The sequence below is a fragment of the Shewanella sp. BC20 genome (assembly GCF_003129585.1).
GTDB classification, from domain to species: Bacteria; Pseudomonadota; Gammaproteobacteria; order Enterobacterales; family Shewanellaceae; genus Shewanella; species Shewanella seohaensis.
In genome coordinates, this window is record NZ_NHRI01000012.1 from 21799 (window position 1) to 42419 (window position 20621).

Genomic DNA, 20621 nt, shown 5'->3' on the forward strand with positions numbered 1-20621 from the left:
TTGCCTCGTTCACCTTGAAACCATCAAAACTTAGCGATGATGTTGCCTTTACGGATATTATCCAAGGCGACAACCAGCTCTTTACCATTCACATTGAGTGACAACATTTGGCCGTCAACCTGTGTAATGGCGCCTTTTAAATTACGACTGCCCGCGACAGGCATAGTCAGTTGAAGCTTGACATCCTCGCCGACATAGGCCGCATATTGCTCAGCAGTAAATAAGGGTCTATCTACGCCTGGCGAAGATACCTCTAAGGTATATTCAGTAGAAATAGGGTCTTCAACATCGAGTACAGCGCTGACTTGGCGACTTACGTTGGCACAATCTTCGATATTGATACCATTCTCACCATCAATGAACACGCGCAGGATTGAATGTTTACCCGCTTGTACATATTCAATGCCCCAAAGTTGGAAGCCTAATGCCTCCACAGGCACTTTGAGCATGTCTGCCAGTCTGGATTCTAATGTTGCCAAAATTGACCCCCGGAAAAAACAAAAAAGGGCTTAATAGCCCTAGTAAAACGTCGCATCGGATACGACAAATTTAAAAGTCCCAGATAACAAAAAACCCCGTAATGACGAGGTTATTAGCTTCAAGAACCTGTAAACCATAACGAATTCAAACACTATTCGTTACTAGGAGCTGGTTGCGGGGGCCGGATTTGAACCGACGACCTTCGGGTTATGAGCCCGACGAGCTACCAAGCTGCTCCACCCCGCGTCAACTGTGTGCAAGTATATTGACTATCGTCTTTGCTTGCAATAACTAAGTCAGCGCTTACTTCGTCTCACTTAGCTATATTATGGTGCCGAGAGCGGGACTTGAACCCGCACGTCCGTTAGGACACAGCCACCTCAAGGCTGCGCGTCTACCAATTTCACCACCTCGGCGACACCTTTTACTAGTCAGGAATTTTAGTTTCTGACTTTTCGGTTGCTTGATCAACTGGTTGAGTAACCTGTTCATCAGAACCTAAATTTTTCCATGCATCTTCATTTTTTGCGTGGTTTGCACTTAAGTTGCCAATCAGCAGACTTAACGTGAAAAACGCAATGGCCAGAATCGCCGTTGTGCGTGTCAGGAAGTTACCTGAACCGCTTGAACCGAATAAGGTACCTGATGCACCGGCGCCAAATGAGGCCCCCATGTCAGCTCCTTTGCCTTGCTGGATTAAGATCAGGCCAATTAAACCTAATGCAACCAACAAGTAAACAACTACTAAAACTTCATACATATTATGCGCTCATCGCTATGGTACACAGACTTAAAAACTCGGTAGAGTTTAAACTGGCACCGCCAATCAGTCCACCATCAACATCAGGTTGGGCAAATAAATCTGCCGCATTACTCGGTGTCACACTGCCACCGTACAAAATCCTGATATTTTCTCCGATAAACGGAGACACTTCAGAGAGACGCTTGCGTATAAACGCATGTACTTCTTGTGCCTGCTCTGGTGTCGCGCTCTTACCAGTCCCTACGGCCCATAACGGCTCGTAAGCGATAATGGCGTTATCAAAAGCCATAGTGCCATTTTTCTGGATCACTATATCCAACTCTTCCGCAATCACCTCGAAGGTACGTCTTGCTTCACGTGCTGGACCCGACTCACCCACGCATAAAATGGGGGTTAAACCGTGCTTTTGTGCTGCAGCGAATTTCTCCGCTACGATATTACTCGTCTCTCCGTACATACGGCGACGTTCTGAATGCCCGATAATGACATATCGACATCCGCAATCTTTAAGCATCTGGCCAGAAACTTCTCCGGTATAAGCGCCAAAGTCATGTTGACTTAAATTTTGAGCGCCCATCCTAACAAGTGAACCGTCTAGCGCTTCCTTGTTTGCTTCTAGCAGTTGCCTTACGCTTTCTAGATAGATAGAAGGCGGGCATAAAACCACTTCAGCTGAATCATTTTGGAGCTTTGAGGCAAATTTCTTGAACAACTCTTGGGCTAATGCCGCGCTGCCGTTCATCTTCCAATTGCCAGCTACCATAGGACGTCTGAGTGCCATCACTGTCTCCTCTGAAAGCGGCGTGAATAATAGCGAACCACTTATTAAGTTACAATAGCTAAATTCGAAATTTTTCAGATATTAGGTTGGAATGCTTACTTTTTACACGCCAAACCCTATTCTTGCTCATTAATGCAGCTAACACCTTCATTTTTAATCGGTATCAGCTGCACTCGACTAAAGATTGGTTTGATTAGCTCGCCGATTTTACCGCATCTGCAATCAAATTGGCGTGCGCTAACACAGTATTGTGATCATCACCTTCAACCATTACGCGAATTAACGGTTCAGTACCTGATTTACGTAGTAATACGCGACCTCGGGCACCCAGTTGTGATTCAACCTGAGCTTGAGCGGCTTTGACTTTATCTGAGCTTAATGGGTCGTGTTCCCCCTCAAAGCGCACATTCACTAACACCTGTGGCAGCATCTCCATCGGGGCTGTGAGTTGCTCTAATGTGGCATTTTGTCGACGCATTGCCGCCAGCACTAAAATCCCCGCCACGATACCATCACCCGTTGTACCATGGTCAAGGTTAAGGATATGGCCCGAGTTTTCACCGCCAATACGCCAATCGAGTTCTTTCAATAACTCCATCACATAACGGTCACCCACTTTAGAGCGGGCAAAGGGAATATCTAAGGCTTGTAAGGCTAAATCGAGGCCTAGGTTAGACATTAGCGTGCCGACAACGCCACCACGCAGCACGCCACGGGCTTTAGCATCGCAGGCCAAAATAAAGAGAATTTGGTCACCATCGATAACTTCACCACGGCTGTTGACCATCATAATACGGTCACCGTCACCATCGAGTGCAATCCCTAAATCGGCGCCCTCGGTCAATACGGTTTCGCAAATTTTCGCCATGGACGTGGCGCCCACTTTGTCATTGATGTTGACGCCATTGGGCTTATCACCAATGGCAATCACCTCTGCGCCTAACTCACGGAATACCGCAGGTGCAATGTGATAGGTCGCTCCGTGAGCACAGTCCACCACAATTTTTAACCCTGTGAGGGTTTGATCCGCAGGGAAGTTACCCTTGCAATATTCGATATAACGGCCACGCGCATCTTCAATACGTGACACTTTGCCCAATAAATGCGACTCAACACACTCTAAGGGCTTTTCTAATTCGGCTTCAATTTCAAGCTCTAAGTTATCGTCGAGCTTGCTGCCATCGTTGGAGAAAAATTTAATGCCGTTATCGTAGTATGGATTGTGGGATGCACTAATCACCACACCCGCTTCTGCGCGGAAAGTGCGAGTAAGATATGCCACAGCGGGTGTTGGCATTGGCCCCATTAACATCACATTGAGGCCCGCTGCCGAAAGCCCCGCCTCTAAGGCAGACTCAAACATATAACCCGAAATACGAGTATCTTTACCAATAATCACTTTTTTCGTGCCGCTGCGGGATAACACACGTCCAGCCGCCCAACCCAACTTTAATGCCAGCTCGGGAGTCATCTGGCCTGAACCTACCTTGCCACGAATACCATCGGTTCCAAAAAATTTACGTTCGCTCATAACGCCCCACAAACTTCAATGTGTCCCTCGGTTGGGATCATAATATTAATGAGATACTTAACAAAAATAGCCTTTATAGATATGCCTGTGTCGCTTGTAACACTTTCAGCATATCAACAGTTTCAGGGACATCATGGACACGAATGATATGTGCCCCTTTCTGGGCCGCTATCATGGCACCAGCAAGGCTCCCCGCTAGACGCTCGGAGGTCGGTCTAGCGAGAAGGTTTCCTATCATGCTCTTACGGGATAAACCTATCAATATCGGCAACTCAAACTGCTCAAAACGCTCTAACTTCGCGAGCAGTTCATAGTTATGCTCTAAGGTTTTGCCAAAACCAAAGCCCGGGTCGATTAACAATCGCTCCCGCGGGATCCCCGCATCGATACATGCTTGAATACGCTCGAGTAAAAACTCAGTAACATCGACAACCACGTCTTGGTATTCGGGTGCAGTTTGCATACTGCGCGGTGCGCCCTGCATGTGCATTAAACAGATGGGCACATTTAGCTGCGCCGCTGTCTCTAATGCCCCTGGCTCTAACAAGGCTCGCACATCGTTGATTAAATGCGCACCAGCATTCACCGCTTGTCGCATCACTTCCGGTTTACTGGTATCGACTGAAATCCACACATCATGGTGTTTAGCGACATATTCCACCAGAGGGATCACACGGGCGAGCTCATCCTCAACCGTCACATCGGCCGCACCAGGCCTTGTCGACTCGCCGCCGATATCGATGATAAGCGCACCTTGGGCCACCATGTCATCAGCATGTTGGCAAGCTAATTCAAAGGAAGAGAACTTTCCACCGTCGGAAAAAGAATCGGGAGTAACATTCAGAATGCCCATCACGACGGGCGAAGCTAAGGATAAGCGTTTGGTTCCAGCAATTAATTCAAACACGCATTGACTCCATATGGGACAGCTTGCTAGCGCGTTTCATCCGTTTGCTGCGCTGGTTCATTCATGTGACTGTTTATATTGAATGACAGCGCAGTCAATTTTCTAGCAAGATAAAACAAGAAAACCCCTTAACGGGGTTCTCTTTCAATTAACAACCGCTACTTAACGGGTGACTCATTGGCATCTTTCAGCTCTGCCTCAACGGGAGCGGTCTTTACCACTTCGTCAACTTTAACGGCAGGTTCACCTTTGCCATTGCCTTTGTCGTTTGAACCATTGTCATCCGCTTGCCAATCGGCAGGCTGACGCACTTCACGACGGTTCATCAAATCGTCAATTTGTAGTGAGTCAATGGTTTCATACTTCATCAGCGCGTCTTTCATCGAGTGCAGAATATCGATGTTATCCAGCAGAATTTGCTTAGCACGACCATAGTTTTTATCGATAAAGGCTTTCACCTCGGCATCGATAACTGTCGCGGTTTCATCGGACATTGCCTTGGCTTTACCCATGCTACGACCTAAGAACACTTCACCTTCTTCCTCGGCATAAAGTAATGGACCGAGTTTGTCGGAGAAGCCCCATTGGGTCACCATGTTACGGGCAATCGATGTCGCGTATTTAATGTCTTGCGAAGCACCTGTAGACACTTTTTCGCTGCCGTAGATCAGCTCTTCGGCTAAACGACCACCGTAGGCAACCGAAATCTGGCTTTCTAACTTACGACGGCTTTGGCTAATCGCATCAGCTTCAGGTAAGAAGAAGGTCACCCCCAGTGCACGACCACGCGGGATAATGGTTACCTTATGCACAGGGTCATGCTCTGGCACTAAACATCCCACAATCGCGTGGCCTGCTTCGTGGTATGCCGTCATTTCTTTCTCGGCTTCAGACATCACCATAGAGCGGCGCTCAGCCCCCATCATGATCTTGTCTTTTGCACGCTCGAATTCTTCCATACCGACAACACGGCGATTACCGCGCGCCGCAAATAGTGCAGCTTCGTTGACTAAGTTGGCTAAATCGGCACCGGAGAAACCTGGCGTACCGCGAGCAATTACGCTTGCTTTCACATCTTCAGAAAGCGGCACTTTACGCATATGCACTTTAAGGATTTGCTCACGACCGCGAACGTCTGGCAGACCCACAACCACTTGACGGTCGAAACGACCTGGACGCAGCAGCGCAGAGTCCAATACGTCTGGACGGTTGGTCGCCGCAATCACGATAATCCCTTCGTTACCTTCGAAGCCGTCCATCTCAACCAGCATTTGGTTAAGGGTTTGTTCACGCTCATCGTGACCACCACCTAAGCCTGCGCCACGTTGGCGACCTACGGCATCGATTTCGTCGATGAAGATAATACAAGGAGCTGATTTTTTCGCTTGTTCGAACATGTCACGCACGCGAGAAGCACCGACACCGACGAACATTTCTACGAAGTCAGAACCTGAAATGGTAAAGAAAGGTACCTTTGACTCGCCCGCAATCGCTTTAGCCAGTAAGGTTTTACCTGTTCCTGGTGGGCCAACCATGAGCACGCCCGTTGGAATACGGCCACCCAGTTTTTGGAATTTGGTTGGATCACGCAGATAATCGACCAGCTCTTTCACTTCTTCTTTGGCTTCATCACAGCCAGCAACGTCAGCAAAAGTGGTCTTGATTTGATCTTCGCTCATCAGCTTGGCTTTGCTCTTGCCAAAGGACATAGCGCCTTTGCCACCGCCGCCCTGCATCTGGCGCATAAAGAAAATCCATACCCCAATCAGCAGCAACATTGGGAACCAAGAAATAAAGATCTGGGTTAAGAACCCCGACTCTTCGGCTTCTTGGCCTTTCATGGTGATGCCTTTACGGTCAAGATCATTAATTAAATCTTGGTCATACAGTGGCATGATGGTCGTGAATTTTTCGCCCGTGCGCTTAGAACCTTCGATAGTACGTTGGTCACTTTTCACTTCAACACTGGCGACTTGTCCATCACGAACATTGTCTAGGAACGTAGAATAATCCATCTTCTGCGATGACGAAGAAGAGGGGGAGTAACCCTGAAACACTGACATCAGCACAACGGCGATGACAACCCAGAGTATTAGATTTTTTGCCATGTCACTCAAATTACTAGACCTCATAAAGTCTTGCGATGATTAACGCTAGGGTACTACAACTTGTACCCTGTCGCCACAAGATAGACTTCACGGGAGCGTGCCCGCGACGAGTCCGGTTTACGTGTTTTAACTACTTTGAATGCGTCTTTTACCGCCTTCATATATTCGTCAAACCCCTCCCCCTGAAAGACTTTGACCGCAAAACTGCCGTTAGGTGCCAATACTTGATGACACATATCTAACGCCAGTTCGACTAAATACATGGCGCGCGGTTGATCGACACCATCGGAACCACTCATGTTGGGCGCCATATCAGACAATACAACGTCAACCTTATCCGCACCGACGCGAGTTAGCAATGCTTCGAGCACTTTCTCTTCACGAAAGTCCCCTTGCAAGAAATCCACGCCGACGATGGGATCCATTGGCAAAATATCACAGGCGATCACTTTACCTTTATCTCCGGTCAGCTTGACGGCTATTTGAGACCAACCACCAGGAGCCGCACCTAAGTCCACCACAGTCATACCTGGGCGGATCAATTGGTCCTTCTCCTGGAGCTCCTCAAGCTTGAACGCAGCGCGAGAACGCAATCCCCGTTTCTGTGCTAGTTTGACATAATGATCATCAAAGTGTTCCTGCATCCAACGGGTGGAACTGGCCGTACGTTTTTTACCTGACATTTAAAATCCGCAACAATTGAGAGTTACACAAGGGCTATATAAGGGTAGAATAGCGGTTTTTCAACAGTAACTCAGCAAAAGTTGGTAGAAATGAACTTAACAACCAAACAAAAACAGCATTTAAAAGGTCTGGCGCACAATTTAAAGCCAGTGGTGCTGCTTGGTGCCAATGGATTGACTGAAGGTGTACTCGCTGAAATTGAAAGCGCACTCGCTTATCATGAACTGATTAAAGTGAAAGTAGCCTCTACCGATAGAGAGCTAAAAAATGCCATCGTTGATGCCATAGTACGTGAAACTCAATCTGCAAAAGTGCAACTTATTGGTCATATTCTGGTGATTTATCGTCAATCGCCTGAAATGAAAATTGCCCTGCCAAGAGCTAAGTAATTTTCCAGCCTTAAACAAAACGGCCACTCAAGCGAGTGGCCGTTTTGTTTTTAGCACTTATGGCGTATCTGTGATGACTTGCACTTTATAATGCTCTGGCGTTAATCCCAAAAATTCGGGCAATGAAGTCCCGACCGATATTGATGAGAAAGTGCCAGTTAAAATGCCGATAAACATGGCTATTGAGAATCCTTCCAACGGCCCACCGCCCATAATCCATAACGCTCCCACTGTCATTAAGGTGGTTCCCGAGGTTACCATGGTACGGGAAAATGTCGCGACAATCGCTTGGTTGTTAATCTCCTGAACCGCAAGCTTTGGCTTAGCAATCAATAACTCCCGGATCCGGTCGGCAATAATGATCGAATCGTTGAGCGAATAGCCTAAAATCGCCAGCACGGCGGCGAGCACGGTTAAATTAAACTCCATTTGGGTTAATGAGAAAAAGGCGAGCACGAAAATCACGTCGTGCACCAGCGCAAACAACGCACCGGAGGCGAGACGCCATTCGAAGCGATAACTCAAATAGCCTAAGATACACAGCATGGCCACTAACAAAGCAAGGCCGCCCTGCTCGGCTAACTCTTTACCCACTTGCGGGCCGACAATACTGGTGTTCAGTACTTGCACTTCACCCACAGGCGCTAAGGCTTGCGCAATATCGACATTACTTTGCGCAGTGTCGGCATAGCGTAATACCCAACGTCCGGGCTCACTGGCCGAAATCACAGTCACCTCTTGCTGATAAGCCGCGTTCAATAGCGGTTGCAGCTCGCTGCTGGTGATCCGTCTGTCGAGCTGAACCTCGGTCACCACACCGCCTGTAAAGTCTAAACCCCAGTTAAAGCCTTTCATCCCGATGATGGTGAGAGAGGCCAACATTAAAAAGATAGAGATAGCGCTCGACACATAACGCCATTTGGTCAGATTGAGATTCTTCATAGTTATACCCTCACATGGCGGCGCGCATCACGCCCATACACTAGGTTGATTAAGGCTCTTGAGGCAAAAATACCGGTAAACATACTGGTCAGCAGACCTAAACCTAAGGTCAAGGCAAAGCCTTGGATGGGGCCATTACCGATGGAATAGAGCACTACCGCGGTGATCATAGTGGTGAAGTTAGCGTCAAAAATGGTTGAGAACGCACTGTCAAAGCCAGTGTCAATCGCCAGGGCGAAGCTGCGCCCCTCTTTTAACTTGTCTTTAATCCGCTCGAAGATCAGCACGTTGGTATCGACCGCCATACCAACCGTCAACACCAGACCGGCAATGCCGGGTAAGGTCAGTACTGCGCCGGGGATCAGCGCCAGCAAACCAAAGAGGATCACCATGTTGGCAATCAAGGCCACGTTGGCCACCCACCCGAGACGGCGATACCAGAGCGCCATAAACAACAAGGTAATTCCCATACCAAGGCCGAGCGCTGCAAAGCCGTTTTGAATGTTTTCGGCGCCAAGGGTTGGGCCAATGGTGCGTTCTTCAACAATAGTTACAGGCGCCGTCATTGAGCCCGCGCGTAGCAACAAGGCTAATTGCTGCGCCTCTTGATAGGTGCCTGCGCCAGTGATCCTAAAACGATCTCCCAGCTGTGATTGAATGGTCGCGACACTAATGATCTCTTGGGTCTGCTTGGCTTTGCCCTGCTCATCCCGGCTATATTCGCTGTAGGATGTTGCCATCGGCTTACCGATATTGGCGCGGGAAAATTCCGACATTTTTTGGCCACCGATTCGGTCGAGGTGAATGTTCACTTCGGCCATGCCCATTTCGCCAATATTGGCGCGGGCATCGACAATATGATCGCCGCCCAATACCGGCGTGCGTGCCACATAAACAGGATTGCCAGATTTATCCTTCAGCACCTGCGCATTCACTGAACCCGATTCTTTAACTTCAAAAAAGGCCAAACTTGCGGTCGCACCAATCACGTTTTTCGCAGCGGCGGGGTCTTGGACACCGGGCAGCTCGATGCGAATACGGTGTTCGCCCTGACGCTGTACTAAAGCCTCAGTGATGCCCAGCTCTTCAATCCGGCTACGCATAATTTGCAAGTTTTGCTGCACGGTTAAATTACGTAACTTGATTTGCTCTTCTTGAGCGAGCTTTAAGATTAAGCCATTATCCGCATTGGTTAATTGCCAAGTCGGGTAGCTTTGCTGCATAAACTGGCGAATGGTTGAGCGCGCATTATTGGTTGATTCAGCCGCGTCATTAAATGCAATTGCGATTTGCAACCCTGCATCTTCGCGCGTGCTATCAATACGCACACTGGCGCCGCGAATTTGCTGGTCACGCAAAAACTGTCGAAGGGACTCGACTAATGCATCGGCTTGAGCTTGATAGACGGGCTGCACATCCACATCCAGCAAAAATTGCACCCCTCCGCGCAAGTCGAGCCCGAGTTTAATCGGTTCAAAACCCATATTTTGCAGCCAACTTGGCGCAGCACTCACCAGTGCCAGCGTGAGCTCTTTCGGCTCACTGACCATGGATGACACTAAGGTCTTCACTAAGGTTTGCTCGCTGTCATCATTCAGTACAATAAGGGTTTGCCCGTCTTCTGAGCTGTTGGCGTTGCCATGTTGGGCATGCTTAACTTCGATACGCTTAACATCAACGCCCTGCGCCTTTAATTTATCCCGCAGTTCGATGGGGGTTAAATTAAGCCCCGCTTTAGCGCCCACCTGCACGGCGGCATCTTCTCCATACCAAGTCGGTAAGGCGCTAAATAACATCACGATAATCGTGACGATAAGCACAACGTATTTCCAAGCTGAATAATGATTTAGCAGCTTTTTACTCTGAATTTTATCCATAGATATCACTCGCATGATATTGCCCACTCGAATAGCTATTTGCAGCGCAAATAGTGCTAATAAACATGAGCGAACAATCACTGTATTACGGTGAAACCTGTAAACACGGATCCCACAAGGAGTACGCTAAATGCGAGCAAACTCAGTGGTGATAACCGATTCACCCCGTCTAAACCGGATGGATTTAAATCCAATGTGATTTAGCCGCACCTTCGGCGTACACACCGCAGGCTTTGATGCTAGGTTATCGGGTACAGGTTTCGGATGACAAAATGCAAAGTTAATCAAAGACATCCATAACGACCTCTGGTTCAGATGATGAACTCAAACGGTAGTTATGGATAAGCCTTGCTAACTTGCTACAGGGAGCGGTGAGTTAAGCGGCTTGCTGACTGAAGCGATATTGGAGGTTAGAGACTTTCCAGCCCGAGATCCGCGCAGGTGAAGATTCGGCTAAGAGGGTCCAATCTGGGCGAGCATCGAGGCGAATATTTTCCCCTAATGCGGGCGCAGGCTCTGGTTCAAACTCAAAGGCCAACAGGTAAACAGGCTTCACCTCACGCATATCATGCTGAACAAGATTGATAAAACGCTGGGAGTTAGCCGGAGCAAAATTAAAATCATCCAAGTGACTGACTAATTCTGACTCTGAGCAATCGGTGGCCTGTGCTTTATCTGAATCGGTGCAGACAGCTTTGCTATCGCTCGCCGTCGATTGTGCCGTTGAGTGATGTGATGCAGTGCTATCTTGCGCAGTGAGTGACGGCGTATCCGCGGTAGGCGCAGTTGTGACTACCGTTGTCGCTACCATTTTAGGCGCCAGATGCAGCTGCTGAGCAGTTAAGCTGCGCGGCGCATAGCCACCCGCATGGGCGATCAAAATGATCGACACACAGAGTAACATTAATCCTTGGCGCCAGTGCTTAATCAAACTCAGTTCCTAATTGGGTACACGCAACTTTTACGTGATGAAATATTCGCAGAAGAAACAACACTTTTTTGGATAGCTTTCGTAAAGAACCTTGATGAATGCATAGAAAGCTCCAAGCGTGCAGCTTAGGTAACCGCCGCCTCAGAGGCAAATTAAACTTTATCCATCTTGCTTATTTGTGCGCCAAGGACACTGATATTGCAGTGCCCTAGGTATAAAAAAGGCCATAAAAAAGCCGCACTAGGCGGCTTCTTATCGGTAAACCATCGAGTCTGGTGAGACCAAGACTTAGATGTATTGCACCGAAATAATTTCGTAATCGGTCAATCCACCAGGGGTTGCGATCGACACTTCATCACCTTCATTCTTACCCACTAAACCACGGGCAATCGGAGAGTTGACTGAAATCAGGTTTTCTTTGATGTTAGCTTCATCGTCGCCCACGATACGGTAAGTCACTTCCGCATCGGTATCCAGATTAAGGATAGTCACAGTGGTACCAAAAATGATACGACCATTGTTCGCCATCTTAGTCACGTCGATGATCTGCGCGTTAGAAAGTTTGCCTTCAATGTCACGGATACGCGCTTCACAGATCCCTTGCTCTTCACGGGCTGCGTGATATTCCGCGTTTTCCTTCAGATCGCCTAACTCTCTCGCTGAGGCAATCGCTTCAGTGATTTTCGGGCGACGTTCAAACTTGAGCATATCTAACTCTTTACGCAGCTGTTCTGCACCGACAACTGTCATAGGAACCTTAGTCATAACTTCTTTCGTCTCCTTTAAAACAAAAGCAACCCGTGCCGACGCTAAAGGTCAACACAGTAAAATCAGGGTGGAATTGCGCTATTCTAATCGTTATGCGCTTGGGATGCATCAAGAACTATGCACCAGTGCAGCTTACTGAAGCTCACGCTCAGATGCTAGTGCCAAAGTATAATAGTGCGAACTTAAGTGGGGCAAAATGCCCACAAATAAATTTGTGGGCATGGGGAGCGTTAAAGCATGCGCTTATTCAAGCCCAGCTTCGAAGGTCAAAAAGATTTCGCTAACTGTTTTATCGGCAAGAGATTTATCAGGACTTGGACGTTCGATTGAAGCATGCAGCAGATAACGACCAGCAGCTGGCAGCGTCATAGCCACTTTACCTTCTTTATCCGAAGTTAAACTGATTTCTTCCGGCTTGTTACGGTACAGGCTGCCATCCTTCATGATCGCCACACTCACGCCTTCGACGGGCTTACCATCGTAAACAAACTGCAGTGTTGCGGGTTCATTTTCAACGATATCAGCGGGATGGGTAATAGGCACCAATTCCAAGTATTCACCTTTCGGCGCCAGTACCTTATCGGTTGGTTTGTTACGGGTCACATAGGTTTCTACCCGCGCCACATTTAATGAACCTTTTAGCTCATAGGCATCCTTTGGCATCACGGCCGCTGTCGCTTTTTTATCGAGTCGACTGCGAACCATGCCTTCTTTACCTTTGATTTTATAAACAGAAAAGTATCTCGGCGTGACTTCCTTTTCAAACTTATAGGTACCGTCTTGCAGTAATTGCACGTCGAAAACCGATTTACGACCGCCAGTGTAGCTTGAACTTGGGGAGCTTGGCTTACCATCGGGTAAGTACACTCGCACATCGCTGGCGGTGACTGGTTTATCAAACATAAAGACTTGGTTACTGGCGGACACATCCGAGGTGATCCACACCGCCTCTAGGCTTTCGGCCGAGACGTTATAGTGGCTAGGTAAAATCCAGCGGTCATGGCTGCTCGCCAATGGGCTGATGCAGAGCGCGCTAACTAAGGCAAGTAAACGTAGTTTCATCTTCATATCCTTTCAGTAAAGTGCAGGGCTTAGCGAGTCATACCGCTTAAGCGAATATCAATCACGCCAGTTTCAGTGGTCGCTGGTAGTTGGGCGGTAAAATCCCCCGCCGTTAAATCAATATTTTGTCTCACGAGGTCACGCCCGCCGTGCTCGCGCACCACTTCGATAAACACAGTGTAAGAGGCAGGAGTCAGCGGTTTACCCGCGTCATCCGTTAAGTCCCAATCAATTTTGTAATGGCCTGCTGGCTTGGTCGCCGAGGCGATACCGTCGACAAAACTCATATCTTCACGCCCCGCCTTTCGCCACCAACGGCGAATGTCCTTAAGCCATTTATGGCCCTCGTCCCATACCCATAGGCTTAAAGTTTTAACGGTTTGGCCCTTGGCATCCTCAACCCACACGGCCACATAGGGACGGTGATACTGGCCTTCGGTAATTTCAGGCAAGGTCAAATCAACGGTCATTTTCGGCGCGGCAAATACCGCAGAACTCACAAACAACGCACCGATGGCGCTGGTGCGAATAAGCTGACGCATCATTAATCGGTTCTCCCTATGGAACAAAATAGACGTACACAAGTGCACAGCCTGAGCTGACGAGCACCATATAAAACAAGGATTTTTTAAGTCGTTTCGTTTGAGGCAGCAGCAAATAAGCGCCGGTGAGCGAAAAGAGAATAATCAACAAGGCGCAGAGATCTAACACCCAAGCCCAGACTATCCCGGTATTGCGCCCCTTGTGCAGATCGTTAAGCACTGCAACAACGCCATAATCTAAGGTCTCAACATAGGCTTTGCCGTCGAGCAGATCTAAGGTGACGGTGCGATACGTGCCAGGGCCTTTATTCACAAGGCTTATCTCATCCTCATCGATATCGGCAGTGCCAATATCCATATCCCACTGGCTTTTTAACCAATGCCCCGCCGCTAAACGCCACTCTGGCTCCTGCGGCGCTGCGGGTATCAAGTAGTTAGGAATATCAAACTGTTCACGTCGCGGTTCTTGATCTGCTGATGAAAACCAATTGGGATGGTTTAAGGTGATCCCGGTTACGGCAAAAAACAGCATTAACAGCAGCAGTGCCATAGAGACATAAACATGAATAATCCGAGCGAAGGAAAGTGATGATTTACTAACTTTTAATTTCAATGACTGACTCTCAAGAAGGGATATTAGGCAAGCGCCTAAATCGCCACCAACCGTTAGCTAATAGCCTGTATTAACGAAAGTTAATGGGATAGAGAGTAAATGATATTTATTATCAACAAAACCCAGGTTTACATTCTTTACATCAGGAGTACGGTATAACGGCAAAGTTGATGGGAAATATCGCAAACTCGCAGAGCGAGAAATGAGGTGGAGAAAACAGAAATAATTGTAAAACCAATATAAATTCAATTAGATAAAACTTAACCTTTTACCCTCTAATCTCTGTAAAAATTTACTTATTCACCCCTCTCGTTTACAGAATCGCAATCGGCTACAATCCGCCGCCGGCGACTTGCTGGTACTTCCAAAGGAAATATCATCTTGAGTACAACTCTGCTCAAAAAAATGCGTTGCCTACATATTATCTGGCTCGCACTAATGCTTAATGCCTGTGTTGCCCCGCTGCTATTGATGTCACCCCAAGGCCAACTGATGTGGGCACTGCTAAAACCCCTTGTCGGATTAAATCCAAATGACGTGGGGCTATTCGAACAGCCGCTGATTAAAGATCGAATGAAGGCTCTGCTCGGAGACAACTACGAAACCACAGTATCGCTGCTGAAAACCGCCGATAAAATCCAGCAGGAAGGCCCACTGTTTTATATGGTCTCGACCTATACGCCAGTGCCGGAAATGGCCGAAAAAGCAGGCTTTGTGTGGAACTCAGAAACCAACCAAATGGCGGTGATGTTGCTTACGGGTGGCTCGCCAAAAATTATCTCTGAGCAATTTACCGATCAGGCTGAGAAACTGGTACCAAGCTGGCCTAAAGAACTCGCTGACTACACAGATCCGCAAAAACTACAGCAAAAGGCGATAGATGCTGGCACGGAAAAACTGCAAGAACAAATCCCAGCGGCTGCGCCCCTAAAAGCCGTTGTCACAGGCGATGTAAAAGCGACACAGGAAGCGGTGCTTGAAAAGGCAGCGAGCGAAGTCGCAGCTCCCGAAGCGGTTAAAGAAGTTAAACCCATACAATAACAACTAATCGTTTTAGTCGCATTTCACTTTTGTCGGTGTCAGCCACAGTGTTTATTAAGCACTGTGGCTTTTTATCTCGATGACGCACCCATTCCAACCCCAAAGTACATCTTAGTCATTCGCACATAGCCAAAGTGCAAGCACGAGGCTTGCTCGAGTAAAGCCATAACACGCGAGCGATATCGGAGAAGATTGAAAAATAACGAAGTAATGAGGGAGTGACTCGAAAAGCACATCACAAAAGACAGAAAGCAAAAAGCCCGTCGTAGGACGGGCTTTTTAACTATGGCTGGGGTACTAGGATTCGAACCTAGGTATGCCGGGATCAAAACCCGGTGCCTTACCGCTTGGCGATACCCCAATTAACTTTTCATCAACCTAGAAGGTTTCACTTTGATGGTACGGGAAGAGAGACTTGAACTCTCACACCTCGCGGCACCAGAACCTAAATCTGGCGTGTCTACCAATTTCACCATTCCCGCATCAAAATGTACCAGATTGGCAAACAAAGGCGTCTCTGGATTTTTACCAGATAAATCAAATTGATTTAACGTGGATTTAAATATGGTAGCAATGGCGGGACTTGAACCTGCGACCCCAGCATTATGAGTGCTGTGCTCTAACCAGCTGAGCTACATTGCCATGGCTGGGGTACTAGGATTCGAACCTAGGTATGCCGGGATCAAAACCCGGTGCCTTACCGCTTGGCGATACCCCAAAAACTGAGAAACATGAAATGATGGCTGGGGTACTAGGATTCGAACCTAGGTATGCCGGGATCAAAACCCGGTGCCTTACCGCTTGGCGATACCCCATCACTAACTTGTTTCATACATCCGCTTACGCCGATGTTTAAAAATAATGGTACGGGAAGAGAGACTTGAACTCTCACACCTTTCGGCACCAGAACCTAAATCTGGCGTGTCTACCAATTTCACCATTCCCGCACTGCTTCAAGTTGACATCCTGAATTGATGCTAGCAAACGCTAGGATAACGAAATGGTAGCAATGGCGGGACTTGAACCTGCGACCCCAGCATTATGAGTGCTGTGCTCTAACCAGCTGAGCTACATTGCCACTTCGTTATTGCGCGCCCCTCGTAGCGAGGAACGGGGCGTATTATGCTTATTCGAGGTATCGAGGTCAACAGCTTTTTTTCGCTATTTTCCTTGAGACAAACCGTTCGGCTATTACTTCACCAAACTGAGCAACAGATGCGCTAAATCGACCTCTGTTGCCCGTATTTTGCCTTACTTTCTAAAGCTTAGCCCTTTGTCAAACCCGTTATACGTTAAACAGGAAGTGCATTACATCGCCGTCTTGAACAATGTATGTCTTGCCTTCTACACGTAACTTACCCGCTTCTTTGGCGCCCGCTTCACCTTTATAGGTAATAAAGTCGTCAAATGCCATCACTTGAGCACGAATAAAGCCACGTTCGAAGTCGGTGTGGATAACACCCGCTGCTTGTGGTGCAGTCGCGCCCACAGAAACGGTCCAAGCACGCACTTCTTTTACACCCGCTGTAAAGTAAGTTTGCAGGCTCAGCAATTGGTAACCAGCGCGAATAACGCGGTCTAACCCTGGCTCTTCTAAACCGAGGTCAGCCATAAACTCATCACGCTCTTCGGCCTCCATTTCAGCCAGTTCTGACTCAATGGCGGCGCACACAGACACAACAATGGCGTTTTCTTTTTCAGCAATGGCACGCACTGCATCTAAGTGTGGGTTATTTTCGAAACCATCTTCAGCCACGTTCGCGATGTACATGGTTGGCTTTAAGGTTAAGAAGTTTAAGTAAGCAACCGCTTCTAATTCTTCTTTAGACAGCTCCATAGAACGCAACATATGGCCTTCATCGAGGATTGGACGCATCTTCTCGAGAACATCCACTTCAAACTTAGCGTCTTTGTCGCCGCCCTTAGCGCGTTTTTGTTGACGGATCACCGCACGCTCTAAGCTGTCTAAGTCGGCTAATGCCAATTCAGTGTTGATAACTTCGATATCGCGCGCAGGGTCAACACGGTTAGCCACGTGGACAATGTTGTCATCTTCAAAGCAACGCACAACGTGACCGATAGCATCGGTTTCGCGGATGTTAGCAAGAAACTTGTTACCTAAGCCTTCACCTTTAGACGCACCCGCGACTAGACCGGCAATATCCACGAATTCCATCGTGGTTGGCAGCACACGTTGCGGATTAACAATCGCCGCCAGCGCGTCTAAGCGTGGATCCGGCACAGGTACAACGCCAGTGTTTGGCTCGATGGTACAAAACGGGAAGTTTGCCGCTTCGATGCCAGCCTTAGTTAACGCATTAAAAAGCGTTGATTTACCTACGTTAGGAAGACCAACAATGCCGCATTTAAAACCCATATTCTTACCTTTCTCTCGATGATAGGCTGGCGAGTCACACTCACCAGCAAGTTTATAGTCACCCTGCCCTTAGGCAGTACATTGATTAATTCTATTGTCCTGGTGTTCGCTGTCCTTTATGCAGGCCGCGAGCACAGGGCTTACTCCGCTTTAAAGGAGTGTAAGCGAGTCATGGCTTTCACCATGTCTTCTTTAAATAGCACTTCAGTGGAACGTACGGCTTCATCTACGGCGGCGTTGATCAGCTCTTGTTCTTTAGCTGGCGCCTTACCCAGTACGTAACCACTTACTTTATTCTTATCGCCGGGATGGCCAATCCCAATCCGTAAACGGTAGAAGTTTTTATCATTAGCCAGTTTAGCAATAATGTCTTTTAAACCGTTATGACCACCATGACCGCCACCGAGTTTAAATTTAGCCACACCGGGCGGCATATCCAACTCATCGTGGGCCACCAGAATTTCTTCAGGGGTAATACGGAAGAAATTCGCTAAAGCTCCCACGGCTTTGCCGCTTAAGTTCATATAAGTCGTTGGGATCAGTAAACGCACATCTTTGCCATGCAATACGGCTCTGGCGGTGAGGCCAAAATACTTGCTATCCGGCACTAAGCTGACGCCACAGATGCGGGCCAATTCTTCCACATACCAAGCACCCGCATTATGGCGAGTCTGCGCATATTCAGCGCCCGGATTGGCAAGACCTACGATTAATTTAATTTCGCTCATGACACTCACTAATGGCACTCAATACTGTGTTAATTGGTCGATGGCAAAGTGCACATGGACGACCATCTTGAGTTAATAATGCCGCTTATGCTCGTTAAAAACGCGGCATTTTAGCACTCAATGCGTAAGTCAACAAATGCCGAGTGAGTCAGCACTAATGATGTGGCCTAATTGAGCCCCATCGCATACTTCAGCACGGTTCGCTTGATGGGGGAGTTAATATTGGCCAGTTTTAACGCGCCGTTACGCAGTAATTTAAGTGGCAGAATGTCATTACTAAAGCCTGCGTAAAACACATCCATGGTCGTCATCATCAGTTGATTATCGCGATAACGTTTGGCTTGGTAGGCATTTAATACCTCGGTAGACCACCAAGGTTTATCTTCGGTTAATGCAGTCTTGATGACCACCAGTAAGGCCTCGACATCTTTAAAGCCGAGGTTAACTCCTTGGCCCGCCAACGGGTTAATGGTGTGCGCCGCATCCCCTAAAATCACCACATTCGACTTAAAATAGGCATTCGCGTGGCGGCGCGTGAGGGCAAAACTGCCTTTGGCTTCTACTGTAAAGTCACTGTCTAAGCGAGCGGGGAAATGCTGGCGGATTTGGTCGGCAAGCTGCTTATGATTCAGCTGAATTAACTGTTTAATGCGATTGGCATCGTCATACCAGACTAACGACGCATGATTGCCGGGTAGAGGTAATAACGAGCGCGGGCCGTTAGGGGTAAATTGTTGCCAGGTGACATCTTGCTGACCTTGAGCGGTTTGGATATTAATCAGCATCGCCGATTGGGCATAGTCCCACCCCGAAATGCCAATCCCCGCCCATTGACGCACCTGCGAGTTGGCACCATCGGCCCCGATGAGCAGCTTTGCCTCAAGCTGAATACCGGATTGTAAGTACACGCTTACCCCGTCTGTGAGGCGCGAAAATGTCGCTACACGTTCGGGGCAAAACAATTTAATCGCATCCCATTGCTGCATTTGCTCCCACAGGGCAAGTTGCACCAAACGGTTTTCAACAATATGCCCTAAATGGCTCGCGCCAATTTGTGAGCTATGGAATTGAGTAATGCAGCCATCAAGCTCCCAGGTTTCTAAGCCCAGATAAGGCACATTACGCATGTTAAGCAGACTCTCGAGCGCGCCTAACTGCTCGAGTAACTGTTCAGAGGCTACGCTTATCGCCGACACGCGGACATCTAATGCCTGCTCGGGGGAATAAGCCTCGGGGGCAAATGATTCAATCACCGCCACCTGCAAGCCTTGCTTCGCCAGCCCGATAGCCGTTGCCGCGCCCACCATACCGCCACCGACAAGGATCACATCAAATACGCGAGTGTCTGAGGTTGTCTGGCTTGGTTGCTGTGTTTGGCTTATCGCTTGGCTCATCTTAATTACCACTCTTTAGAATTCTTTCCATTTATCTGACGCACTTTATCTCAGTTAAAGCACATCACTCTTAATCGGGACATTGTTAAAAGCATGTCAATTTCGGCTCAACGGTGAGCAAATGTTGCTAGAGGGGCATTTGCTCACAGTTGCTTACAAAGGCGAGTTTTCCCTTCCCTTAAACCCGTTACACTCTAAAACATCCCCGCGGGAATTTAAGGCTGTCAGCGGGGTTCAACCGATTAGCCTCTCACTTAGCGAGCCCTAGCCGTTCGGGACGAGTTACCAGTGAATCCACTTAATAGAGTTTGTGAGGATGTCATGAAAACACTCATCCACTTGCAGATAGCCAGTAGTCTACTCATTTGCAGCGCGATCCCATTTAGTTATGCCTTGGCCGCAATACCAACGATGGAAACCATCACCGTCAGCTACCGCGATCCCGTCGATTATGCCTTATATATACATACCACGGAAATGTTGAGCGTATTTCGACTCGAAATCCGTGAAGACATTAGCATTCAAGCCCGTAATAGCTTGTTAGAAATGGCAAATGCCGCCCAATTTAGCCAACCATCGCTCGCGCAAAATCAACCAACTGAGATAAACCTAGCTTCTTTGTGGGTATCACAATCTCAGGGGATTAGCGAGTAAAAATGTGGACAAAGCTGGTCAGCAGCCATAACTGCGGGTAAAATGTCGC

20 protein-coding genes and 9 tRNA genes are annotated in these 20621 nt (G+C 48.1%); 3 read left to right on the plus strand and 26 right to left on the minus strand.

What is annotated here, in order from left to right; genetic code table 11:
• Nucleotides 1-23 precede the first annotated feature (23 nt).
• From rimP to rlmE, 9 genes are all read right to left on the minus strand, one after another.
• A complete protein-coding gene (gene rimP / locus CBX96_RS13110) occupies nt 24-479 on the minus strand; it encodes a ribosome maturation factor RimP (RefSeq protein ID WP_011716141.1) in 456 nt (151 codons plus the stop codon).
• Between the two features lie 170 nt (nt 480-649).
• Nucleotides 650-726, minus strand: a tRNA-Met gene (locus CBX96_RS13115).
• An 83-nt stretch (nt 727-809) separates the two neighbouring features.
• Nucleotides 810-896, minus strand: a tRNA-Leu gene (locus tag CBX96_RS13120).
• 11 nt (nt 897-907) lie between these two features.
• Nucleotides 908-1240, minus strand: coding sequence for a preprotein translocase subunit SecG (secG, locus tag CBX96_RS13125; protein ID WP_011625494.1), 333 nt, complete (start codon nt 1238-1240; stop codon nt 908-910).
• A gap of 1 nt (nt 1241) precedes the next feature.
• Nucleotides 1242-2024 (minus strand): triose-phosphate isomerase, encoded by a 783-nt coding sequence (tpiA, locus tag CBX96_RS13130; protein ID WP_011071430.1) that lies wholly within the window; start codon nt 2022-2024, stop codon nt 1242-1244.
• Between the two features lie 193 nt (nt 2025-2217).
• Entirely contained in the window at nt 2218-3555 is a 1338-nt protein-coding gene (gene glmM / locus CBX96_RS13135) for a phosphoglucosamine mutase (RefSeq protein ID WP_109287009.1), read from the minus strand.
• A gap of 73 nt (nt 3556-3628) precedes the next feature.
• Entirely contained in the window at nt 3629-4462 is an 834-nt protein-coding gene (gene folP, locus CBX96_RS13140; RefSeq protein ID WP_109287010.1) for a dihydropteroate synthase, read from the minus strand.
• A gap of 158 nt (nt 4463-4620) precedes the next feature.
• Nucleotides 4621-6594, minus strand: coding sequence for an ATP-dependent zinc metalloprotease FtsH (gene ftsH, locus CBX96_RS13145; RefSeq protein WP_181382202.1), 1974 nt, complete (start codon nt 6592-6594; stop codon nt 4621-4623).
• 29 nt (nt 6595-6623) lie between these two features.
• Nucleotides 6624-7253, minus strand: coding sequence for a 23S rRNA (uridine(2552)-2'-O)-methyltransferase RlmE (gene rlmE, locus CBX96_RS13150; protein WP_011621809.1), 630 nt, complete (start codon nt 7251-7253; stop codon nt 6624-6626).
• Nucleotides 7254-7343: 90 nt separating this feature from the next.
• Between rlmE and yhbY the strand changes: the two genes are divergently transcribed.
• Nucleotides 7344-7643, plus strand: coding sequence for a ribosome assembly RNA-binding protein YhbY (gene yhbY / locus CBX96_RS13155; RefSeq protein WP_011716136.1), 300 nt, complete (start codon nt 7344-7346; stop codon nt 7641-7643).
• Nucleotides 7644-7700: 57 nt separating this feature from the next.
• Here the strand turns inward: yhbY and secF are convergent, their stop codons facing one another.
• The 7 genes from secF to CBX96_RS13190 all read right to left on the minus strand — a co-directional run bounded on the left by secF (nt 7701) and on the right by CBX96_RS13190 (nt 14378).
• On the minus strand, nt 7701-8585 hold the full coding sequence (gene secF / locus CBX96_RS13160) for a protein translocase subunit SecF (protein WP_109287012.1): 885 nt from the start codon (nt 8583-8585) through the stop codon (nt 7701-7703).
• A gap of 2 nt (nt 8586-8587) precedes the next feature.
• Entirely contained in the window at nt 8588-10462 is a 1875-nt protein-coding gene (secD, locus tag CBX96_RS13165) for a protein translocase subunit SecD (RefSeq protein WP_109287013.1), read from the minus strand.
• Nucleotides 10463-10838: 376 nt separating this feature from the next.
• A complete protein-coding gene (locus tag CBX96_RS13170; RefSeq protein WP_109287067.1) occupies nt 10839-11366 on the minus strand; it encodes a hypothetical protein in 528 nt (175 codons plus the stop codon).
• A gap of 315 nt (nt 11367-11681) precedes the next feature.
• Nucleotides 11682-12158, minus strand: coding sequence for a transcription elongation factor GreA (gene greA / locus CBX96_RS13175; protein ID WP_011621805.1), 477 nt, complete (start codon nt 12156-12158; stop codon nt 11682-11684).
• 246 nt (nt 12159-12404) lie between these two features.
• Complete coding sequence (locus CBX96_RS13180; RefSeq protein ID WP_109287014.1) at nt 12405-13223, minus strand: DUF4198 domain-containing protein; 819 nt, start codon at nt 13221-13223, stop codon at nt 12405-12407.
• Between the two features lie 29 nt (nt 13224-13252).
• Nucleotides 13253-13765 carry a DUF2271 domain-containing protein gene (locus tag CBX96_RS13185; protein ID WP_167373712.1) on the minus strand — a complete coding sequence of 171 codons (513 nt, stop codon included), beginning with the start codon at nt 13763-13765 and terminating at the stop codon, nt 13253-13255.
• A 16-nt stretch (nt 13766-13781) separates the two neighbouring features.
• On the minus strand, nt 13782-14378 hold the full coding sequence (locus CBX96_RS13190; RefSeq protein ID WP_086903712.1) for a PepSY-associated TM helix domain-containing protein: 597 nt from the start codon (nt 14376-14378) through the stop codon (nt 13782-13784).
• 405 nt (nt 14379-14783) lie between these two features.
• On the opposite strand from CBX96_RS13190, the gene CBX96_RS13195 reads away from it, so the two are divergent.
• On the plus strand, nt 14784-15419 hold the full coding sequence (locus CBX96_RS13195; RefSeq protein WP_181382206.1) for a hypothetical protein: 636 nt from the start codon (nt 14784-14786) through the stop codon (nt 15417-15419).
• A 286-nt stretch (nt 15420-15705) separates the two neighbouring features.
• Here CBX96_RS13195 and CBX96_RS13200 read toward each other — a convergent pair.
• From CBX96_RS13200 to CBX96_RS13245, 10 genes are all read right to left on the minus strand, one after another.
• Nucleotides 15706-15780: transfer RNA gene (locus CBX96_RS13200), tRNA-Gln, on the minus strand.
• 36 nt (nt 15781-15816) lie between these two features.
• Nucleotides 15817-15901: transfer RNA gene (locus tag CBX96_RS13205), tRNA-Leu, on the minus strand.
• 83 nt (nt 15902-15984) lie between these two features.
• A tRNA-Met gene (locus tag CBX96_RS13210) sits at nt 15985-16061 on the minus strand.
• A gap of 1 nt (nt 16062) precedes the next feature.
• Nucleotides 16063-16137 (minus strand) — tRNA-Gln (locus CBX96_RS13215).
• A 22-nt stretch (nt 16138-16159) separates the two neighbouring features.
• Nucleotides 16160-16234, minus strand: a tRNA-Gln gene (locus CBX96_RS13220).
• Nucleotides 16235-16281: 47 nt separating this feature from the next.
• Nucleotides 16282-16366, minus strand: a tRNA-Leu gene (locus CBX96_RS13225).
• Nucleotides 16367-16420: 54 nt separating this feature from the next.
• Nucleotides 16421-16497 (minus strand) — tRNA-Met (locus tag CBX96_RS13230).
• A 207-nt stretch (nt 16498-16704) separates the two neighbouring features.
• Nucleotides 16705-17796: a redox-regulated ATPase YchF gene (ychF, locus tag CBX96_RS13235; protein ID WP_011621800.1), complete on the minus strand. Its 1092-nt coding sequence runs from the start codon at nt 17794-17796 to the stop codon at nt 16705-16707.
• A 140-nt stretch (nt 17797-17936) separates the two neighbouring features.
• Nucleotides 17937-18524 carry an aminoacyl-tRNA hydrolase gene (pth, locus tag CBX96_RS13240; RefSeq protein WP_011621799.1) on the minus strand — a complete coding sequence of 196 codons (588 nt, stop codon included), beginning with the start codon at nt 18522-18524 and terminating at the stop codon, nt 17937-17939.
• Between the two features lie 167 nt (nt 18525-18691).
• Entirely contained in the window at nt 18692-19918 is a 1227-nt protein-coding gene (locus CBX96_RS13245) for an FAD-dependent monooxygenase (protein WP_181382203.1), read from the minus strand.
• A gap of 321 nt (nt 19919-20239) precedes the next feature.
• Between CBX96_RS13245 and CBX96_RS13250 the strand changes: the two genes are divergently transcribed.
• A complete protein-coding gene (locus tag CBX96_RS13250) occupies nt 20240-20572 on the plus strand; it encodes a hypothetical protein (RefSeq protein ID WP_109287016.1) in 333 nt (110 codons plus the stop codon).
• The last annotated feature ends 49 nt before the right edge of the window (nt 20573-20621 follow it).